Below are 13,218 nucleotides of genomic sequence, written 5' to 3' on the forward strand. Positions count from 1 at the left end.
GGGATATGAGTGAATATAAATCGCTAAAAACACTTAAATTAGAAGGGGTTTATCAGTTTTGTGATTACTCTGATGCAGAGCCGCTGAGTTTATCGAGTCCTGCCATCAAAGTGATCACCGACTTTGCCAAACGTCAGCCTCAGATGATCCAAAAGGACGTCGACATAGATCATGCCGTTTATATGATGTTAAACGGCCATGTGCGCTCAAAGCTGGTTGTTGATCATGACGATACCTTTCTTGGCGTGGTTAATTCAAAAGACTTGTCGGGTCGGCGGGTTTTGTCCATTGCCCAGAAGCGGCAAGTATCGCGCAGTGATTTAACGGTTGAAGATGTCATGACCAAAAAACAGGACTTACATGCAATGCGCTTTACCACCGTTGCTAAAGCAAAAATAGGGGATGTCTTAGAGACGCTGAAAGAGCTTGGTCAGCAGCATGTTTTATTAATGGACGAAAAAGGGGGCCTGAGGGGGATGATTTCGTCGTCAGATATTGCCCGAGCCTTGCATGTACCCGTGAATATCTTTCAAAAAGCACACTCTTTTAGAGATATCTTTGAAATCATTCACGAGCACGGGGAGTTGATGGCCTAAATTACCTTTAGACTACTATTGGGCTGCCAGGTAGGCGATTGCGCCTTCGATGGCAGCAACTTGGCCATCGATGCAATTTTGCGGTGTTGTGTTGGGGCTGTCCGGATAAACTTCGGTAGTTGTGACATAGGGCGCATTAGTCATGCCCATACACAAACCAAGGTGCGTGGCGTCGTAGTTGATAACACCAAATTGTTCTACCGGTACGCCAATGAGCGCATTATGCTCATCCGCTTCGGCAATATGTGTGACCTGTTGTACGGCATGAATGATTGCCTTTTGAAATGCCGCTTGTGGTTTCTGGGTATGACCAACCAGATAAAATCCGTCCGGAATATTCCAGTTATGATTTACTTTCCCATCGCGTGCAGCCAGTGCCGGTCTAAATTCGCTGTTGTCTGTGTCTGTGGTTTCATGCAGGTCGATATGCAGGGCAATGGACCCCTGATATTGATTGACGTAATCCATTGCAAGCTGTGATTCCTGAGCAGGGCTGTTTGTATAAAAGGAACGGTTAGGGTCTACTGCTTCTGGGTTCCAGCGGTTAATGGTTTCATAACCCCAGGGACTGATACAGGGCAGTATGAGTAGGTTGAACTGACCCTCAAAAGTTTGAGCATGCTGCTTTGCAAACGCCAATGCACCAAGCACGCCACTGGTTTCATAGCCATGTACCCCACCAGTCACCAGTACTACAGGTAGTTCTGCATGCCAGTTGGCGGATTTCAGTGCATATAGCGGATACTGGGTATCGTAACTGAGTACACCGTATTGCTCAACTCGCAAGTCTGCTTTGAGGGCATTGATAAGTGGTTCAATATCCTCGAAGTAGTCACGTTTCTTGATTTGTGTCGCGAACCACTGCTGTTTTTCTGCTGCTTGCCAAGGTTTGCCGGTTTGCCCTATCGGGTACTGATCAGTCATAACATGTCTCTTTTTTATTTGTATCTGAATGCTAATTTGATTGTGGGCCAAGGGCAAGGGGGTTACGCCAGGTAACCCATACTTTTCAGACGCTGTTGCTGTTCTTTGCGTACTCTGAATGCCAGCAGCTTAATCACCCCGTTATTGGTCTTAACATGGGTCATCGTCAGACCAATGTAGCTAACAAATTCAATGGATTGAATGTTTTCGGCTGGAACGTAACGTTGGCGCCCGGTCAGACTGAAAAATGACAGCCCCTGGTTACACAGTGTGACGCGTTTATGCCCTGCCATACTCAGTAGTAAGTGAATAACCAATGCAACAGTTACTACGCTGGCTATCGCGATTTGTACTGTTGCCAGAAATGACAGGTTGAGTTCAGTAAACAGCCCCGACAGTGCCAATAACGTAATAACGAAAACACCAACAACGCTGTAAAAAGCCGTATTTACTTCCAGTTTTAATTCATTCATTAGTTGTTCCTAAATTGACATATTCCCGAGAGGCTGGAAATTTAGGAGAAGAAAATGGAAGAAATATGAATACCCGAAATTAAACCAGATAATTGCGATTTTAGGGCTAAAGAGTGTACCACTCGTCAACCAAAGGGGTGATAAACCCGCACTGGTGATAAGCCTGATAAATGAACTTGTGTGCTTTGAGTTTTTCCAGACCAAGTTGCAACGCGTTATAGGCTTCTTTTGCGTATGGGTGATGCCTGGAGATCACAAAATGTCGGCTATCGCGCAGTGCGACCTTAATACCTTCGATGGCTTCTATTCGGTATCCTTGTCCTTCATAGAAAAAAGGGTGAGTGTTGTTAAACGAAACCAGCATGGCATCAACCCAGCCATAGCTGACCAGTTTCGCCATGGTGATCCAGTCATCTTCGTGGTGCAGCTGTTTGGGTTTCAGTGCTTTCAGGGTGACCCAGTCAACGAGCCTGGCACGGCTGCTTACGACACTTATCTGGCTCAGAACCTTTGAGATTTTGTTCCGTAAAGATACTTTGTTGGAGCCTGACGTATAGATCCCGGCAAAATATGCGCCTTTTTCTATTATCGGTTCTGGAATATAAATATCGTCCTTGATTGTTTGTGCCTGAGACAGCCAGCTTTGTGTCAAAGCTCATTAGTAGCAACCCAGATTCCAGCAGTTTCAGGTTCCTTGCATCATAGTTTCCGAGCGTAAAATGAAAGGGATGCGAAAAGCCTCCTTCTAACAGGGCGCGCTGTGCGATCAGAAATTCAACGACATCGCGCTGACATTTGGGGTGATCGAAAATTTCAGCTGAGAATTCAGCAATGGGTTGATCGGCCAGTATTTCCTTTGCGTATTCATATATGTCTTGCTCTATTGAAATTGAGATTCGTGCGTGCGCGGGCATTACCAAGCTCAAAAAAAGTAGTAGTTTCAAATATAAACGATTCAGCCAAGACATAGCGACTTCCTGTAAGTACTAAGGCTAGTCTAGTTCACAGCCAATCAGTTGACTATTTTTAAAGTGACAACCCGAGTTTTGTAGAATATGTTTGAATGCTATGGGTGTTGTTGTTTTTGTCAGCACCTGGGCGTCAGGTATCTTAAATGGGTCAGGTGGATCGGCGCAGATACCTGTGTCTTGATTGGTCGGCGTTATCTCAATTACAAGGAAACCAATATGAAATTTGAACAACTGTTGAACCACTTTGATATGGGAATATGTGTGGAGCAATTGCAAAAAGAATCCTTGTTGGATATTGCGTTGCTGTTTGTTTGTATCGATGAAAAGATTGAAACCGAGGAAATGGAGATTGTTCGGGATTGGGCAAATACGCTTCATTGGAACTCTGCTATTGCACTGCAGGACTATATGGATGATGCCTTGGGTAAGTGCCTGATAGCGATTAAGCAAGATGAGACAGAGTGTTTTATTCAGCACAGATTGAGTCACATTGTCGATAAACCCATGCGTGAGCTGGCAGTGTCGATAGCCCACAGGATCAGCGAAGCCAACGGCGAGGTTTGCGACAGTGAAAAGCGTGCATTGGCTATGCTGGAAAGCGAGATATAGGGAAGGTCCCCTATATCTGACTGCAGATAAGTGTTTACTTAAGTGCGTCCGCTACTTCGGCTATCTTCTGTCTGAGCCAGATGTGGCTGGCGTCGCGGTGTAGCAGCGGGCTCCAGATCATATCTAACTCAAATGGGGGAATAGGAAAAGGTGGCTCCAGTATCGCCAGGTTTGGGTCGTCACTGTAGATATTCGCCGCTTTTGATGGCAAGGTTGCAATCAGGTTTTGTTCTTTGGCAAGGTGGATGGCAACGTGATAATTTCGCGTAAATGTGGCGATGTTACGGTGTTTGCCGAAGTGGGCCAACGCTTCGTCTACCCAGCCCAGCTTTTGTACATCTGCTGGATCCATCCCGACACCGACCCCGAAACCGGTTTTACTCACCCAGATATGCCTAGCTTTGAGATAAGCATCCAAATTAAAATTTGCTTTGATTGGGTTATCCGACTTAACCAGGCAGCAAAAGCTGTCTTTCCAGATACGTTTGTGATGAAAAGACTGAGGCAAGTTCTCAAAGCGGTTGATGGCCATGTCAACCTTACCATTTTCCACATCGTGAAAAGTCACGTCACTTGGCGTAAGGATGTCGAGTGTGGTATCCGGCGCTTCCATATGCAGTTTATTAAGTAGCCTAGGAGCCAATGTACTGGCTGCGTAATCACTGGCCATGATGCGAAATACGCGTTTACTCTGTCGGGGATCGAATTCGCGGTTAGGTGCCAGAGTTTCTTCCAGTGTCATCAAAATACCACGGATCACAGGCTGGAGTTCGAGGGCCCGCTCTGTCGGGACCATGCCCTCACTGGTACGCACAAGGATCGGATCGTTAAACAAGTTTCTGAGCCGCTTCAGGCCATTACTCATTGCAGGCTGGGTAATACTCAGCTGGTTTGCCGCACGGGTGACGTTACACTCTCGTAATAGTGTATCTAGGTAGACCAGTAGGTTCAGATCAATTTTACTTATGTTCACTGTGTTCCTTTATTATTTTATGTGTCGATAGAAGCGCTGTGAAGCAGGGTAGGGATAAATCTGTTTAACCACATGGGTTTGAATATCCCGCTGCGCCTGTTGCCAATACTCCACCTTTAATAAGGCTTCATGCGAGTGTTCAAACACCGCTCTGAGTTTAGGGTCTGTGAGAACAAATGTACACAGCTGCTGAGGAAATACGTCATTTGGGGCTGCTGAGGGTTCGGCCACACCGCTATATAAGTCCTCCAGAGATGGACTTGGCATGGGCCTGAAATTCATGTCAGTCAGATATTGAACTTCATCATAATCATAAAAAATGACTCTGTGATGCTTGGTAACACCGAAGTTCTTGAGCAGCATATCCCCCGGGAAAATGTTTACACTGAGCATTTCCCGGATGGCATGGCCATAGTCTTCAATCACTTTTTTGGCGGTTTGTTCATCAGCGGTTTGTAAAAAGAGATTCAGTGGCGTCATACGGCGTTCAATATACAGATGTTTGATCACCAGGTAATCCCCTTCGTCTCGCAAACTGTTGCTGATTGTGGCTTTGAGCGTTTCCAGCAATGACGGGGAAAATTTCTTTTTGGGGATCACCACCTCAGAATACTCTATGGTGTCGGCCATGCGACCTACACGGTCGTGACTTTTTACCAGCTGATAGCGTGCCAGTACGGTATCTCTGCCAAACGGCTTACTTTCGGCGAAGACATCTTTGATCACTTTAAACACAAAAGGGAAATTGGGTAAGGTAAAAACCATCATGACCATACCAGGTGTGCCGGGGGCGATAGTGAAAACGTCTTCACTATGTTGTAAGTGAAACAGAAAATCACGATAGAATTCGGTTTTCCCCTGTTTATGAAAGCCGATGGCATTATAGAGCTCTGCGGTGGTTTTATTTGGCATTAATTGTTGTAAAAAGCCAACCATTGCCGAAGGGGCATGGGTTTCAACCAGAAAATAGGCCCGGGCAAAGCCAAAAATAATGCGCATCTGTGCACTTTTGGTTAACAGCGCGTCGATATACAAGCCGCCCTGAGGGTGGTGTAATAGGGCAATAATAAAAGGTTGTACGCCCGATTTAGACACGACCCGGCCAACGATGTACGCCCCTTTATTACGATAAAAAGGCGCTGTAAGGATATCGAAACGTAGCCCGTGATGGCTATGGTGTGTGCTTGGCGCCTGCTTAATGAAAGCTTTTACCAGCAGTCTAATGTCTTGTTCCAGGTCGCGAAAGCCACATTGTAAGTCCATGTGCGAGATCATATTGCGGATGGTGGGTTTAAGCCCCGAAATAACCGGGAAATAACTGCGAAATTCGGCCTCAATAGGTAACGTTGTTGGTTTTGTTAGGGTTGTTTCAACAAAGATAAAATCATTTTTGTAGTAGCGCCGGTGAAACAATCGACAAAACACAGAGTTAAAAAAGGTTTCAGCCAGCTCCGCTTGTGGGTGAAAAGACAACAGCTCTGCGTAATGTTGCTTAACTTGATGCCACAATGCTTCGTCGGGGGTGTGTTGTGGCGTATGCTTTTTTAGCTCAGTGACCGTGTCGTTAACACGTGCATCATAGAGGCTGATCCTTTGTTTGCTGATCTGCTCAATTTCGCCCCATTTCTGCAGTGCAAACGCCTGTGGCGCGCGTGCGGTTATCTGCTGAAATAACGCGTAGTGCGTATGGAACCCGGACAGAATATGTTGTGCAATTGTTTGAACCTGGTAACTCATCGGACCTCCTAATCTGCCGAGTTACTCTAGCGCATAAATGTCAGGCGCTCAACCACAGATTTTCAGGCACTCAATGAGCGTCATAAGCACTTCTACTCTAATCGCTTGAGACGTTTTTCCAGACGGGCTATTTCTTTATTAAGCAGCTTTACCTCTTTGAGGTAGGCGGTATTGATGGATTTGATATTACGTTTGACATCTTTGAGCATTTTGGCACGCTCACTTTTCTCCATCAGACGGGAAATTCGCCGTTGCTCATCCCGGGTCGCCTCGTCTCGCTTTCTGCCCAGGATTGCAGCCTGATGCTTTTTTGCCCTGAGTGTTTTTTTTAACCTGAGTACCATTTGCTGGCGCTCAATGTTGTTCAGTGTTTTAGTGTGTTGGCCATCGGGCGGGGGGGCTTTTGGATCTGAGTGGCTCAAAGTATGCTGCTCAGCATTGGCCGCGCACGGATGTTGGCTGTACACTATGGTCTTGTTAGTGACACATTTGTAGTAGCTGAAGGTTGTTTTTGCCTGGCCTAGTATGGGCAAAAGCAGCCCAAAGATGATGATAAATACCCTCATAGCAAGTGCTTCCCTGAAACCTGTATTTACATTTCAAGATAGTAAATTTGTTCGATATCGCAAGTGTGAAGGCGGACGCCGAGCTACTTAGTAGCCGGCGTCTGGTTGAATTGCTTAAGACGCTTAATACTTTGGATTAAGAAAGGAACATCCAACTTCTGATCCAACGTAAAGCCTTCTTTTGCAGAAATTTGTTTATAACTACCATCCTGAGCTATCAGTGTGATGCGGTCCTTTTTGTATGCAACCAGCACGCCGCGAGAGTAGTTGACGCCTTCATTGAGCGTGTCGGTTGCTATGTTGTTGCCCAACATACTCGCCGTTGCGAGTGCGCTACACTGGAAATGCTCGGCTGTGATTGTCGTCAGCACATCACTGATTTGGAACAGTTCAGAGTAGCCTGCAAAGGCCGGGATATTGGTATAAAAACGAGTGGTGGTCACCATATCTGAACTTGCAGGCTCGACAATGACGACGGTGGGTGTGGTGTCTTCATTAAAAGCAGGGCTTTGCGTTTGATACGATACCCGCACATCGGCACTCTTGGTGTCGTCAATATAAGCAAATTTGTCCAGGCCAGTAACGGATAAAGACAGGCGGCTCGACCATACCGGCGGTACTCTGTTGTCCATCAGCGGCCGTTTATAATAGGCTGGCAGAGCGTAGAGCAGGTTAAACTGAAAATCCTCCGCCAACGTGGGTACAAGCAGCTGTTCGGAGCGATGCCAACCAAGTTGCATCAGGCTTGTATCGGTTTGTTCAGAGAGCGTTTTGACAATATACAGGTTGACCGGTGTATCCTGAGCTGGGCATGACGCCAGTGAAGCCGGTGGATGATAGCTTACTTCGTTAGGCCCGACATTCAGCGATCTTGCCTGATTATACTTTTGCATATCGAGCAGCTCATGCCTGGCAAGCAGCGTCTTAGCCGTTGTTGGGTAGGATAATGGCAGTACATTGTCTTGCATCGTAATGTCGAAGTAGCTATTGGCATCTGCCCAGATGTGCATAATATGGCTGGTTGCAAAGCAAGTGACCAGTACCGTGCTGGCGAACTTTGGAAAGGCGTAGCTCTTTAATCGCTCCAGGTGGCGCCAGGCATGATTGCCAACGATAAGCTCAAACCCCAAAATTGCGGCGATCATAGCCAGTACAATCAGGCTGTTAACTGCTGGGGAGCCACTGATGGTTTTCCAGAATAGGGATAATATCTCTGGCAATGCCTGAAGATTCAAATGGTACCCGAGCTGGAAATAGACGAAGGCGTCGACACTGAGCACGGTAATGCCCAGTGTGGCGATGCAGGCAGCCATGCCCCGAATATGCCTTGGATAGGGAAATATCAGGCTGAGTGGAAAAATACTCAGTACAAAAACACAAAAAGTGATAAAGCTGGTATGACTGAGCCAAGTGACTAGCATGTAGATCCAGCCAAGCATAGTTGTAGGGGCTTTATCAGCGGCCAGATAGCTTAAGGTAATGAGTAATACCAAGCCGATGTTGGCAAAGGTAAACCAATGTCCCCAGCTTAATAGCTGACTGGCCTTTGAAGAAAAAGGGCTGTGCGAAGAAAGATTCATTCAGTTACTTTACCGACTGTGTCAACGCCTTGGCAAAATTTTCAGCAACCGCTTGTCTTTTCTGTTCTGGCACATGCTCTTTAATGATGTGCGTGATAGAATTTCCTAAACACATTAAGCTTAAATCAACGGTTGCCTGATTCTCTGTCAGTACGTTTAACAGTTGGTCGACAATTTGTTCTACTTGTTCGTTGGAATATTTTGACTGGATAGGCATCGGTTGGTTCAAATAAAAAGAGTTATAATTCTTTCTATTCTAACACCAGAGGCGTTAAAAACAAAGATGAGCATTGAGGTGAACAAGCTTGTTGTACACTATGTAGACAAGCAAGACGAAGAAACACAAATTCATTTACGCGAAGATGAGATGCAGGTTAATGATAGGGTCGCGGTATTTATCGAGCAGCTCCATCACGCCTACAATGGCAAGCCCGGAAAAGGCTTTTGTGCTTTTGATCCCGATAAAGACAGCCGCGTTGCCTCAGCAATGCAAAGCTACCGCAATAATGAGCTGGCCTTTTGGCATCTTACACAGCAAGCAACCGAAGTGTTGAAAGAAGAGTTGAACAAATATGCGTTCAACGAGACCGGCTATCTGGTGTTTTGTCATTATCAGTATGTTGCCAGCGACTATCTTTTGATAGCCATGATCAACATCAAAGAGCACTACTCGATTACCTCTGAGCTGGACCTGGCGGCATCAAGACATTTAGATATTTCGCGTATGCAGCTGGCGGCACGTATAGACCTGACAGCCTGGGATACGCAAGCGGACGAAAACCGCTATATCTCGTTCATTAAAGGCCGTGCGGGCAGAAAAGTAGCGGATTTTTTCCTCGATTTTCTGGGCTGTGCTGAAGGCATTGACCCTAAACAGCAGTCGCAGACTATGCTGCACGCGGTAGAAGACTACCTGGCTGAACAACAGTTTGGTAAAGAAGAGAAAGACGCGATCCGCAAAGAGGTCTTTGATTATTGTAATGACTGTATCAATAGTGGCGAAGATGCCGATGTCGAATCTTTGTCAGACACAGTGTCTAAGTCTTCGGATGTTCAGTTTGAAGACTTTTATAAGCAACAAGGCTATGAGCTGGAGGAGTCATTTCCGCTGGATAAAAAGACGGTCACTACGATGGTTAAATTCTCCGGCCTCGGTGGAGGCGTTAGCGTGGGATTCGAGCGCAAGCACTTAGGTGAGCGGGTATTATATGACCCGCAAAATGACACTTTAACCATTAAGGGTGTGCCGCCAAACCTCAAAGATCAGCTGGAAAAATTCTATCAAGAAGACAGTGAGTAAATTAAAAAGGGCTAACTTGTGTTAGCCCTTTTCGTTAAGCCGACAATATGGATTGTTCAGCTTAGGATTTGCCGGTCACCACAAACTGCGCCAGTTGAGTGCCTAGTTTGTTTGCCAGCTTAGTCATGGCGTTGCTTCTGGCCGTATCTTTATAACCCGATGCTGCTTTCACTTTGGTATTAAAGTGTGCCTGCTCTTCGCCGTTTTCCATTACGACTAAGTAGCTCTCAGCCACACTGTAAAAAGTGTTAGCCTTGCTCATGTCCTGCCAGTCTACGGTAAACTTTAGGGTAAAGTCCGCCTCACCGGTGGTGACCTTGATCCCCTGAGAACTGAGCGCTTTTGCCAGGATATCGCGGACCTTGCGATGTGCTGCAGTGTCACCCTCGATACTAAAGCTGATGCTATTGATGATTGCATCCGCTTCATCTTGCTTAGCGCGAACAGCGTCAGACAAAGCGATTGGGGCTGTTTGTAGCTGTGTCAGGTAACGATTCTGCTTGCTGCGTTTGACTAACAGCTCTTTAAGCGCGACGGCTTTTTTTAACCGCTGAGACTTACTGCCACCGGTTGCCAATCTGAACTGAGCAATCTCTTCATCGAGTGCACGAATGGTCAACTCAGTTTGCATGGCGGCTTCGGTGCGGTTAAAGGCGGCTAATGCAAACGCTGTTTGCTGATCCGCACTGATGTATTCATCTTCAATTTTAACCCCCTGCAAATGAATGTCAGGCACCTGAGAGTTAATGAGCTCATCGACGTGAAACTGCATTGACTTCTCAGTGGCGGATTGCTCAATCCGGGTATTGGCTGAGATGGTTACATTGAGCTGTTTAGCCAAAGCAAGTCTGGCTGACTCCTGAGCCGCCAGTTTGGCCTGCTGCAAGTCACCGGTATTTTTCGCACTGCCAACACCATAAATCATGTAGCTAGAACTGGGCATGGCTGTGATCCATGCAGGCTTAGTATCAGCAGGTGTCTGGCTTGCGTTATTTGCGCTACAGCCGCTAAGAATTGCGGCTGTTAGCAAAGTGGCAAGCAGCGGCTTAGAAACCAAAGCGCGAGCGCTCCTGCAGTTTTTGAATTTTCTTCTGTCCATTCCATACCTCACGGTTTGTGGTCATATCGATCAATCTCAGGTCGACCTGATAAAAAGTCACGCGATCGCCGCCTTGCTCGTCAACGAATGAGTTGATGGTGCCTGACAGGGCATAATCCGCACCTTGTTCCTGACCCATCTCATTTTGTGTCTCGAGGCTGGCGTTAAGCTCCTGATCTTTCCTTTCGTCGCGGATCTCCTGACGAACATCTTTGTTTGCAACAAAGTCCGCCTGGCCGCTGCGTAAAATTGAACGTTTTAAGTCATTTAAAAAGGTATCAACCGCAATATGCTGATGCGACTTGTTGCGTACTGACTGGATTATAATAGCAGGGCGAGTGCCTTCTTTTTGTAAGTGATCGTTAACCCATGGAAAGCTCAACATATCGTTGATCATGGCCTCTGCAACCAGTTGCGAGTCCTTACCGTTCCACTTGTCAGAAAGAGCAACCTCTTGATTTGCATCTACTCTTTGTACTTTTGTTGACGAGCAGCCAGTAATAGCTAAGCTACATGCAACAACCAAAGGAGTTAGCTTTAAAAGTGTGGTTTTACAGTTCATAACAATTATTCCATTGTAAGCAGAGTGATTGGTGCTGCGGATTGGGCACTTTCAATGAAAGTACGGGTATGCCACAGCGTCATATTTTTGTTGATCTCAAGTGTGTCAGATTGTTCTATTACTTTGCCCGAGCGCAGTTTGGTTTTGAGCGTGATATTAACTGTGCCCAAGGTTACCGGTACCTGAGTGAGCTTGATCTGCGCTGGGAGTGACTGCCACTGGCGTAGGTCGGCACCGGCCGTGACCGCGTTTACTACGCTGGTTGCCAATTTAGCAAAGCCATCAAATGCCTGCAGCCCGGTGCTTTGTATTGCTTTATGGGCAGTCATGGCTTTAACCACTTCACGGGTAAGTGCAATTTGCATTTCCCGGTTGGCATTTTTCAGCGCGCTTTGTAAGGTCAGCAGGCTAACAGAGTGATAGTTATCCAGTTCAGCGACTTTTTTACCTTCAATCCAAAGTTCAGATTTATCTATTTTCTGCTCGAATGGCTCGAGGTAGGTCACCGCAATACGACTACCGTGCTCCAGTGCATCTATCAATCCAGCCGTTTTTGCGCTTTGCCACAGAGTGTCGCCTAATGGCAGGCGTTTGGTCAATGCCCCCATGGCAACGTCACCCAGGTCGCCGGTGGCGTAGTTTTGCATCATATCGAACAGGCTGGTGTCTGCGTACAGCATCTGGAACCACCACATTTGCGCTTTTCGCTCCGCTGATGTTCCCCACAGGATAGGGGTAACAACCAATGCTTTAGCACTGTGATCTGCGCGTAGCAGTAAATTGAACTCTTTACGCTGCGGGCCAATGCCCGCATTTTGAACCACGGTCAGGCGGGGACCCGCTTGCCTGGCTTCATTAATGCTGTCGCCCCATTTTTCCTCGAGTTCGTTCAGCTCATTACGATAGCCACCGGCTTTTCGCATGACGCGTGCGAGATCCGTATAAGCCTGTTTTGTAGCGTGAGTGCCTAAGTCGTATTGGTCTGCAAAACCTTGCTCAAATGCCTCTGCGGCCCTTTGATACTGAATACGGGCTGCATCCAGCTCGTTGCTGCTCTCATAAAGAATGCCACTGATGTAATGAGCGAAGGCGTCATCCTTATAATCGATGTCTTTGAGCAGGTCGTTTGGTGCCAGTAGCGGCTGCAAAATGCGCATCACTCGGTCAGTGAGGCCGTCACCGCTTGGTTTTCCGTCATAACCTCCTGTTTCATCAGTGAGCGTTGATAAGTAGGTATCAAGCTGGCGCATTTCAACCAGAGCGGCATCCAGGTAATATTGTCTTTGTGCGGGGTATTGATTTGCCAAAGCGTTATAGTTCAGTGCTTTAAAAACATTGATCAGCGGGCGGTGGAACTCTTTCCCGGAGAACGTAGTGTAAGTCGGGCCGCTTAGCAATGCCAGCGCTTGCTCCGAAACACTGATGGTGTATTGCTCTTCAATAATCGCTTTGGCTTTGTCGAGGTTTTCGTTACTTAGCTGGTATCTTTGCTCAAGATGATACAAAGTGCCGAGCTCAAGGTGGCGTAACAGTTTGTTTTTGCCTGAAGCCGGGTACGAGGTTTCAATCGCAGTCTTTGCTTGTTCAAACTGGCCTTGCTGGGCAAGCAGAATTGCATTTTTGTTAGCGGGTGTTGTATTGCATCCAGTCAGAACCACAATCAGTGTCACGGTTAACCAAGCTCGATAATGCAAAGTATTGAATAGAGATAGCATTACGCTTCCTTTGCTTGTAATAAAGTTTACGGTGACTATACCAAAAAAGTTGGATATATTTGCACTAACTTAAAGATTATTTTGCTTTTTTTGAAGCTGAATATTGTAAGAAA

At 46.6% G+C, this 13,218-nt stretch carries 14 protein-coding genes; 3 read left to right on the forward strand and 11 right to left on the reverse strand.

Annotated elements, in window-relative coordinates:
• Positions 1–5: 5 nt before the first annotated feature.
• Positions 6–596, forward strand: a complete 591-nt coding sequence (locus tag L1285_RS06880; RefSeq protein ID WP_235411478.1) for a CBS domain-containing protein — start codon at positions 6–8, stop codon at positions 594–596.
• Between the two features lie 15 nt (positions 597–611).
• Here the strand turns inward: L1285_RS06880 and L1285_RS06885 are convergent, their stop codons facing one another.
• From L1285_RS06885 to L1285_RS06895, 3 genes are all read right to left on the reverse strand, one after another.
• Positions 612–1,520 (reverse strand): M14 family metallopeptidase, encoded by a 909-nt coding sequence (locus L1285_RS06885; protein ID WP_235411479.1) that lies wholly within the window; start codon positions 1,518–1,520, stop codon positions 612–614.
• A 62-nt stretch (positions 1,521–1,582) separates the two neighbouring features.
• Positions 1,583–1,993 carry a hypothetical protein gene (locus L1285_RS06890; RefSeq protein WP_235411480.1) on the reverse strand — a complete coding sequence of 137 codons (411 nt, stop codon included), beginning with the start codon at positions 1,991–1,993 and terminating at the stop codon, positions 1,583–1,585.
• 106 nt (positions 1,994–2,099) lie between these two features.
• Positions 2,100–2,645 carry a hypothetical protein gene (locus tag L1285_RS06895; protein ID WP_235411482.1) on the reverse strand — a complete coding sequence of 182 codons (546 nt, stop codon included), beginning with the start codon at positions 2,643–2,645 and terminating at the stop codon, positions 2,100–2,102.
• Positions 2,646–3,180: 535 nt separating this feature from the next.
• Between L1285_RS06895 and L1285_RS06900 the strand changes: the two genes are divergently transcribed.
• The gene (locus L1285_RS06900; RefSeq protein ID WP_046005912.1) at positions 3,181–3,573 is read left to right on the forward strand and encodes a hypothetical protein; all 393 of its coding nucleotides are present in this window, start codon (positions 3,181–3,183) and stop codon (positions 3,571–3,573) included.
• A 34-nt stretch (positions 3,574–3,607) separates the two neighbouring features.
• Here the strand turns inward: L1285_RS06900 and L1285_RS06905 are convergent, their stop codons facing one another.
• The 5 genes from L1285_RS06905 to L1285_RS06925 form a co-directional block, all read right to left on the reverse strand.
• Complete coding sequence (locus tag L1285_RS06905; RefSeq protein WP_235411484.1) at positions 3,608–4,546, reverse strand: LysR substrate-binding domain-containing protein; 939 nt, start codon at positions 4,544–4,546, stop codon at positions 3,608–3,610.
• Between the two features lie 12 nt (positions 4,547–4,558).
• Positions 4,559–6,283, reverse strand: coding sequence for a bifunctional isocitrate dehydrogenase kinase/phosphatase (aceK, locus tag L1285_RS06910; RefSeq protein ID WP_046005914.1), 1,725 nt, complete (start codon positions 6,281–6,283; stop codon positions 4,559–4,561).
• Positions 6,284–6,375: 92 nt separating this feature from the next.
• On the reverse strand, positions 6,376–6,849 hold the full coding sequence (locus L1285_RS06915) for a DUF4124 domain-containing protein (RefSeq protein ID WP_235411486.1): 474 nt from the start codon (positions 6,847–6,849) through the stop codon (positions 6,376–6,378).
• A gap of 83 nt (positions 6,850–6,932) precedes the next feature.
• Complete coding sequence (locus tag L1285_RS06920; RefSeq protein ID WP_235411488.1) at positions 6,933–8,429, reverse strand: DUF3413 domain-containing protein; 1,497 nt, start codon at positions 8,427–8,429, stop codon at positions 6,933–6,935.
• Positions 8,430–8,433: 4 nt separating this feature from the next.
• On the reverse strand, positions 8,434–8,646 hold the full coding sequence (locus L1285_RS06925) for a DUF1414 domain-containing protein (protein WP_010382154.1): 213 nt from the start codon (positions 8,644–8,646) through the stop codon (positions 8,434–8,436).
• 66 nt (positions 8,647–8,712) lie between these two features.
• On the opposite strand from L1285_RS06925, the gene yejK reads away from it, so the two are divergent.
• Entirely contained in the window at positions 8,713–9,729 is a 1,017-nt protein-coding gene (yejK, locus tag L1285_RS06930) for a nucleoid-associated protein YejK (protein ID WP_235411490.1), read from the forward strand.
• Between the two features lie 61 nt (positions 9,730–9,790).
• On the opposite strand, the gene L1285_RS06935 is transcribed toward yejK, so the two are convergent.
• The 3 genes from L1285_RS06935 to L1285_RS06945 all read right to left on the reverse strand — a co-directional run bounded on the left by L1285_RS06935 (position 9,791) and on the right by L1285_RS06945 (position 13,105).
• Positions 9,791–10,672 (reverse strand): hypothetical protein, encoded by an 882-nt coding sequence (locus L1285_RS06935; RefSeq protein WP_235411492.1) that lies wholly within the window; start codon positions 10,670–10,672, stop codon positions 9,791–9,793.
• A gap of 103 nt (positions 10,673–10,775) precedes the next feature.
• A complete protein-coding gene (locus L1285_RS06940; RefSeq protein WP_046005918.1) occupies positions 10,776–11,390 on the reverse strand; it encodes a penicillin-binding protein activator LpoB in 615 nt (204 codons plus the stop codon).
• A gap of 5 nt (positions 11,391–11,395) precedes the next feature.
• Positions 11,396–13,105, reverse strand: a complete 1,710-nt coding sequence (locus L1285_RS06945; protein ID WP_235411494.1) for a hypothetical protein — start codon at positions 13,103–13,105, stop codon at positions 11,396–11,398.
• Positions 13,106–13,218 lie beyond the last annotated feature (113 nt).

The sequence above is a fragment of the Pseudoalteromonas sp. DL2-H2.2 genome, from assembly GCF_021532535.1.
Taxonomy (GTDB): Bacteria; Pseudomonadota; Gammaproteobacteria; order Enterobacterales; family Alteromonadaceae; genus Pseudoalteromonas; species Pseudoalteromonas rubra_A.

What these genes read in the sequence shown, in the direction of transcription:
- L1285_RS06915 (WP_235411486.1), bottom strand. Translation starts at nt 6,849, where the DNA reads ATGAGGGTATTTATCATCATCTTTGGGCTGCTTTTGCCCATACTAGGC.
- L1285_RS06940 (WP_046005918.1), bottom strand. Translation starts at nt 11,390, where the DNA reads ATGAACTGTAAAACCACACTTTTAAAGCTAACTCCTTTGGTTGTTGCA.
- L1285_RS06890 (WP_235411480.1), bottom strand. Translation starts at nt 1,993, where the DNA reads ATGAATGAATTAAAACTGGAAGTAAATACGGCTTTTTACAGCGTTGTT.
- L1285_RS06900 (WP_046005912.1), top strand. Translation starts at nt 3,181, where the DNA reads ATGAAATTTGAACAACTGTTGAACCACTTTGATATGGGAATATGTGTG.
- L1285_RS06880 (WP_235411478.1), top strand. Translation starts at nt 6, where the DNA reads ATGAGTGAATATAAATCGCTAAAAACACTTAAATTAGAAGGGGTTTAT.
- L1285_RS06925 (WP_010382154.1), bottom strand. Translation starts at nt 8,646, where the DNA reads ATGCCTATCCAGTCAAAATATTCCAACGAACAAGTAGAACAAATTGTC.
- L1285_RS06945 (WP_235411494.1), bottom strand. Translation starts at nt 13,105, where the DNA reads ATGCTATCTCTATTCAATACTTTGCATTATCGAGCTTGGTTAACCGTG.
- yejK (WP_235411490.1), top strand. Translation starts at nt 8,713, where the DNA reads ATGAGCATTGAGGTGAACAAGCTTGTTGTACACTATGTAGACAAGCAA.
- aceK (WP_046005914.1), bottom strand. Translation starts at nt 6,283, where the DNA reads ATGAGTTACCAGGTTCAAACAATTGCACAACATATTCTGTCCGGGTTC.
- L1285_RS06885 (WP_235411479.1), bottom strand. Translation starts at nt 1,520, where the DNA reads ATGACTGATCAGTACCCGATAGGGCAAACCGGCAAACCTTGGCAAGCA.
- L1285_RS06920 (WP_235411488.1), bottom strand. Translation starts at nt 8,429, where the DNA reads ATGAATCTTTCTTCGCACAGCCCTTTTTCTTCAAAGGCCAGTCAGCTA.
- L1285_RS06935 (WP_235411492.1), bottom strand. Translation starts at nt 10,672, where the DNA reads ATGCCCAGTTCTAGCTACATGATTTATGGTGTTGGCAGTGCGAAAAAT.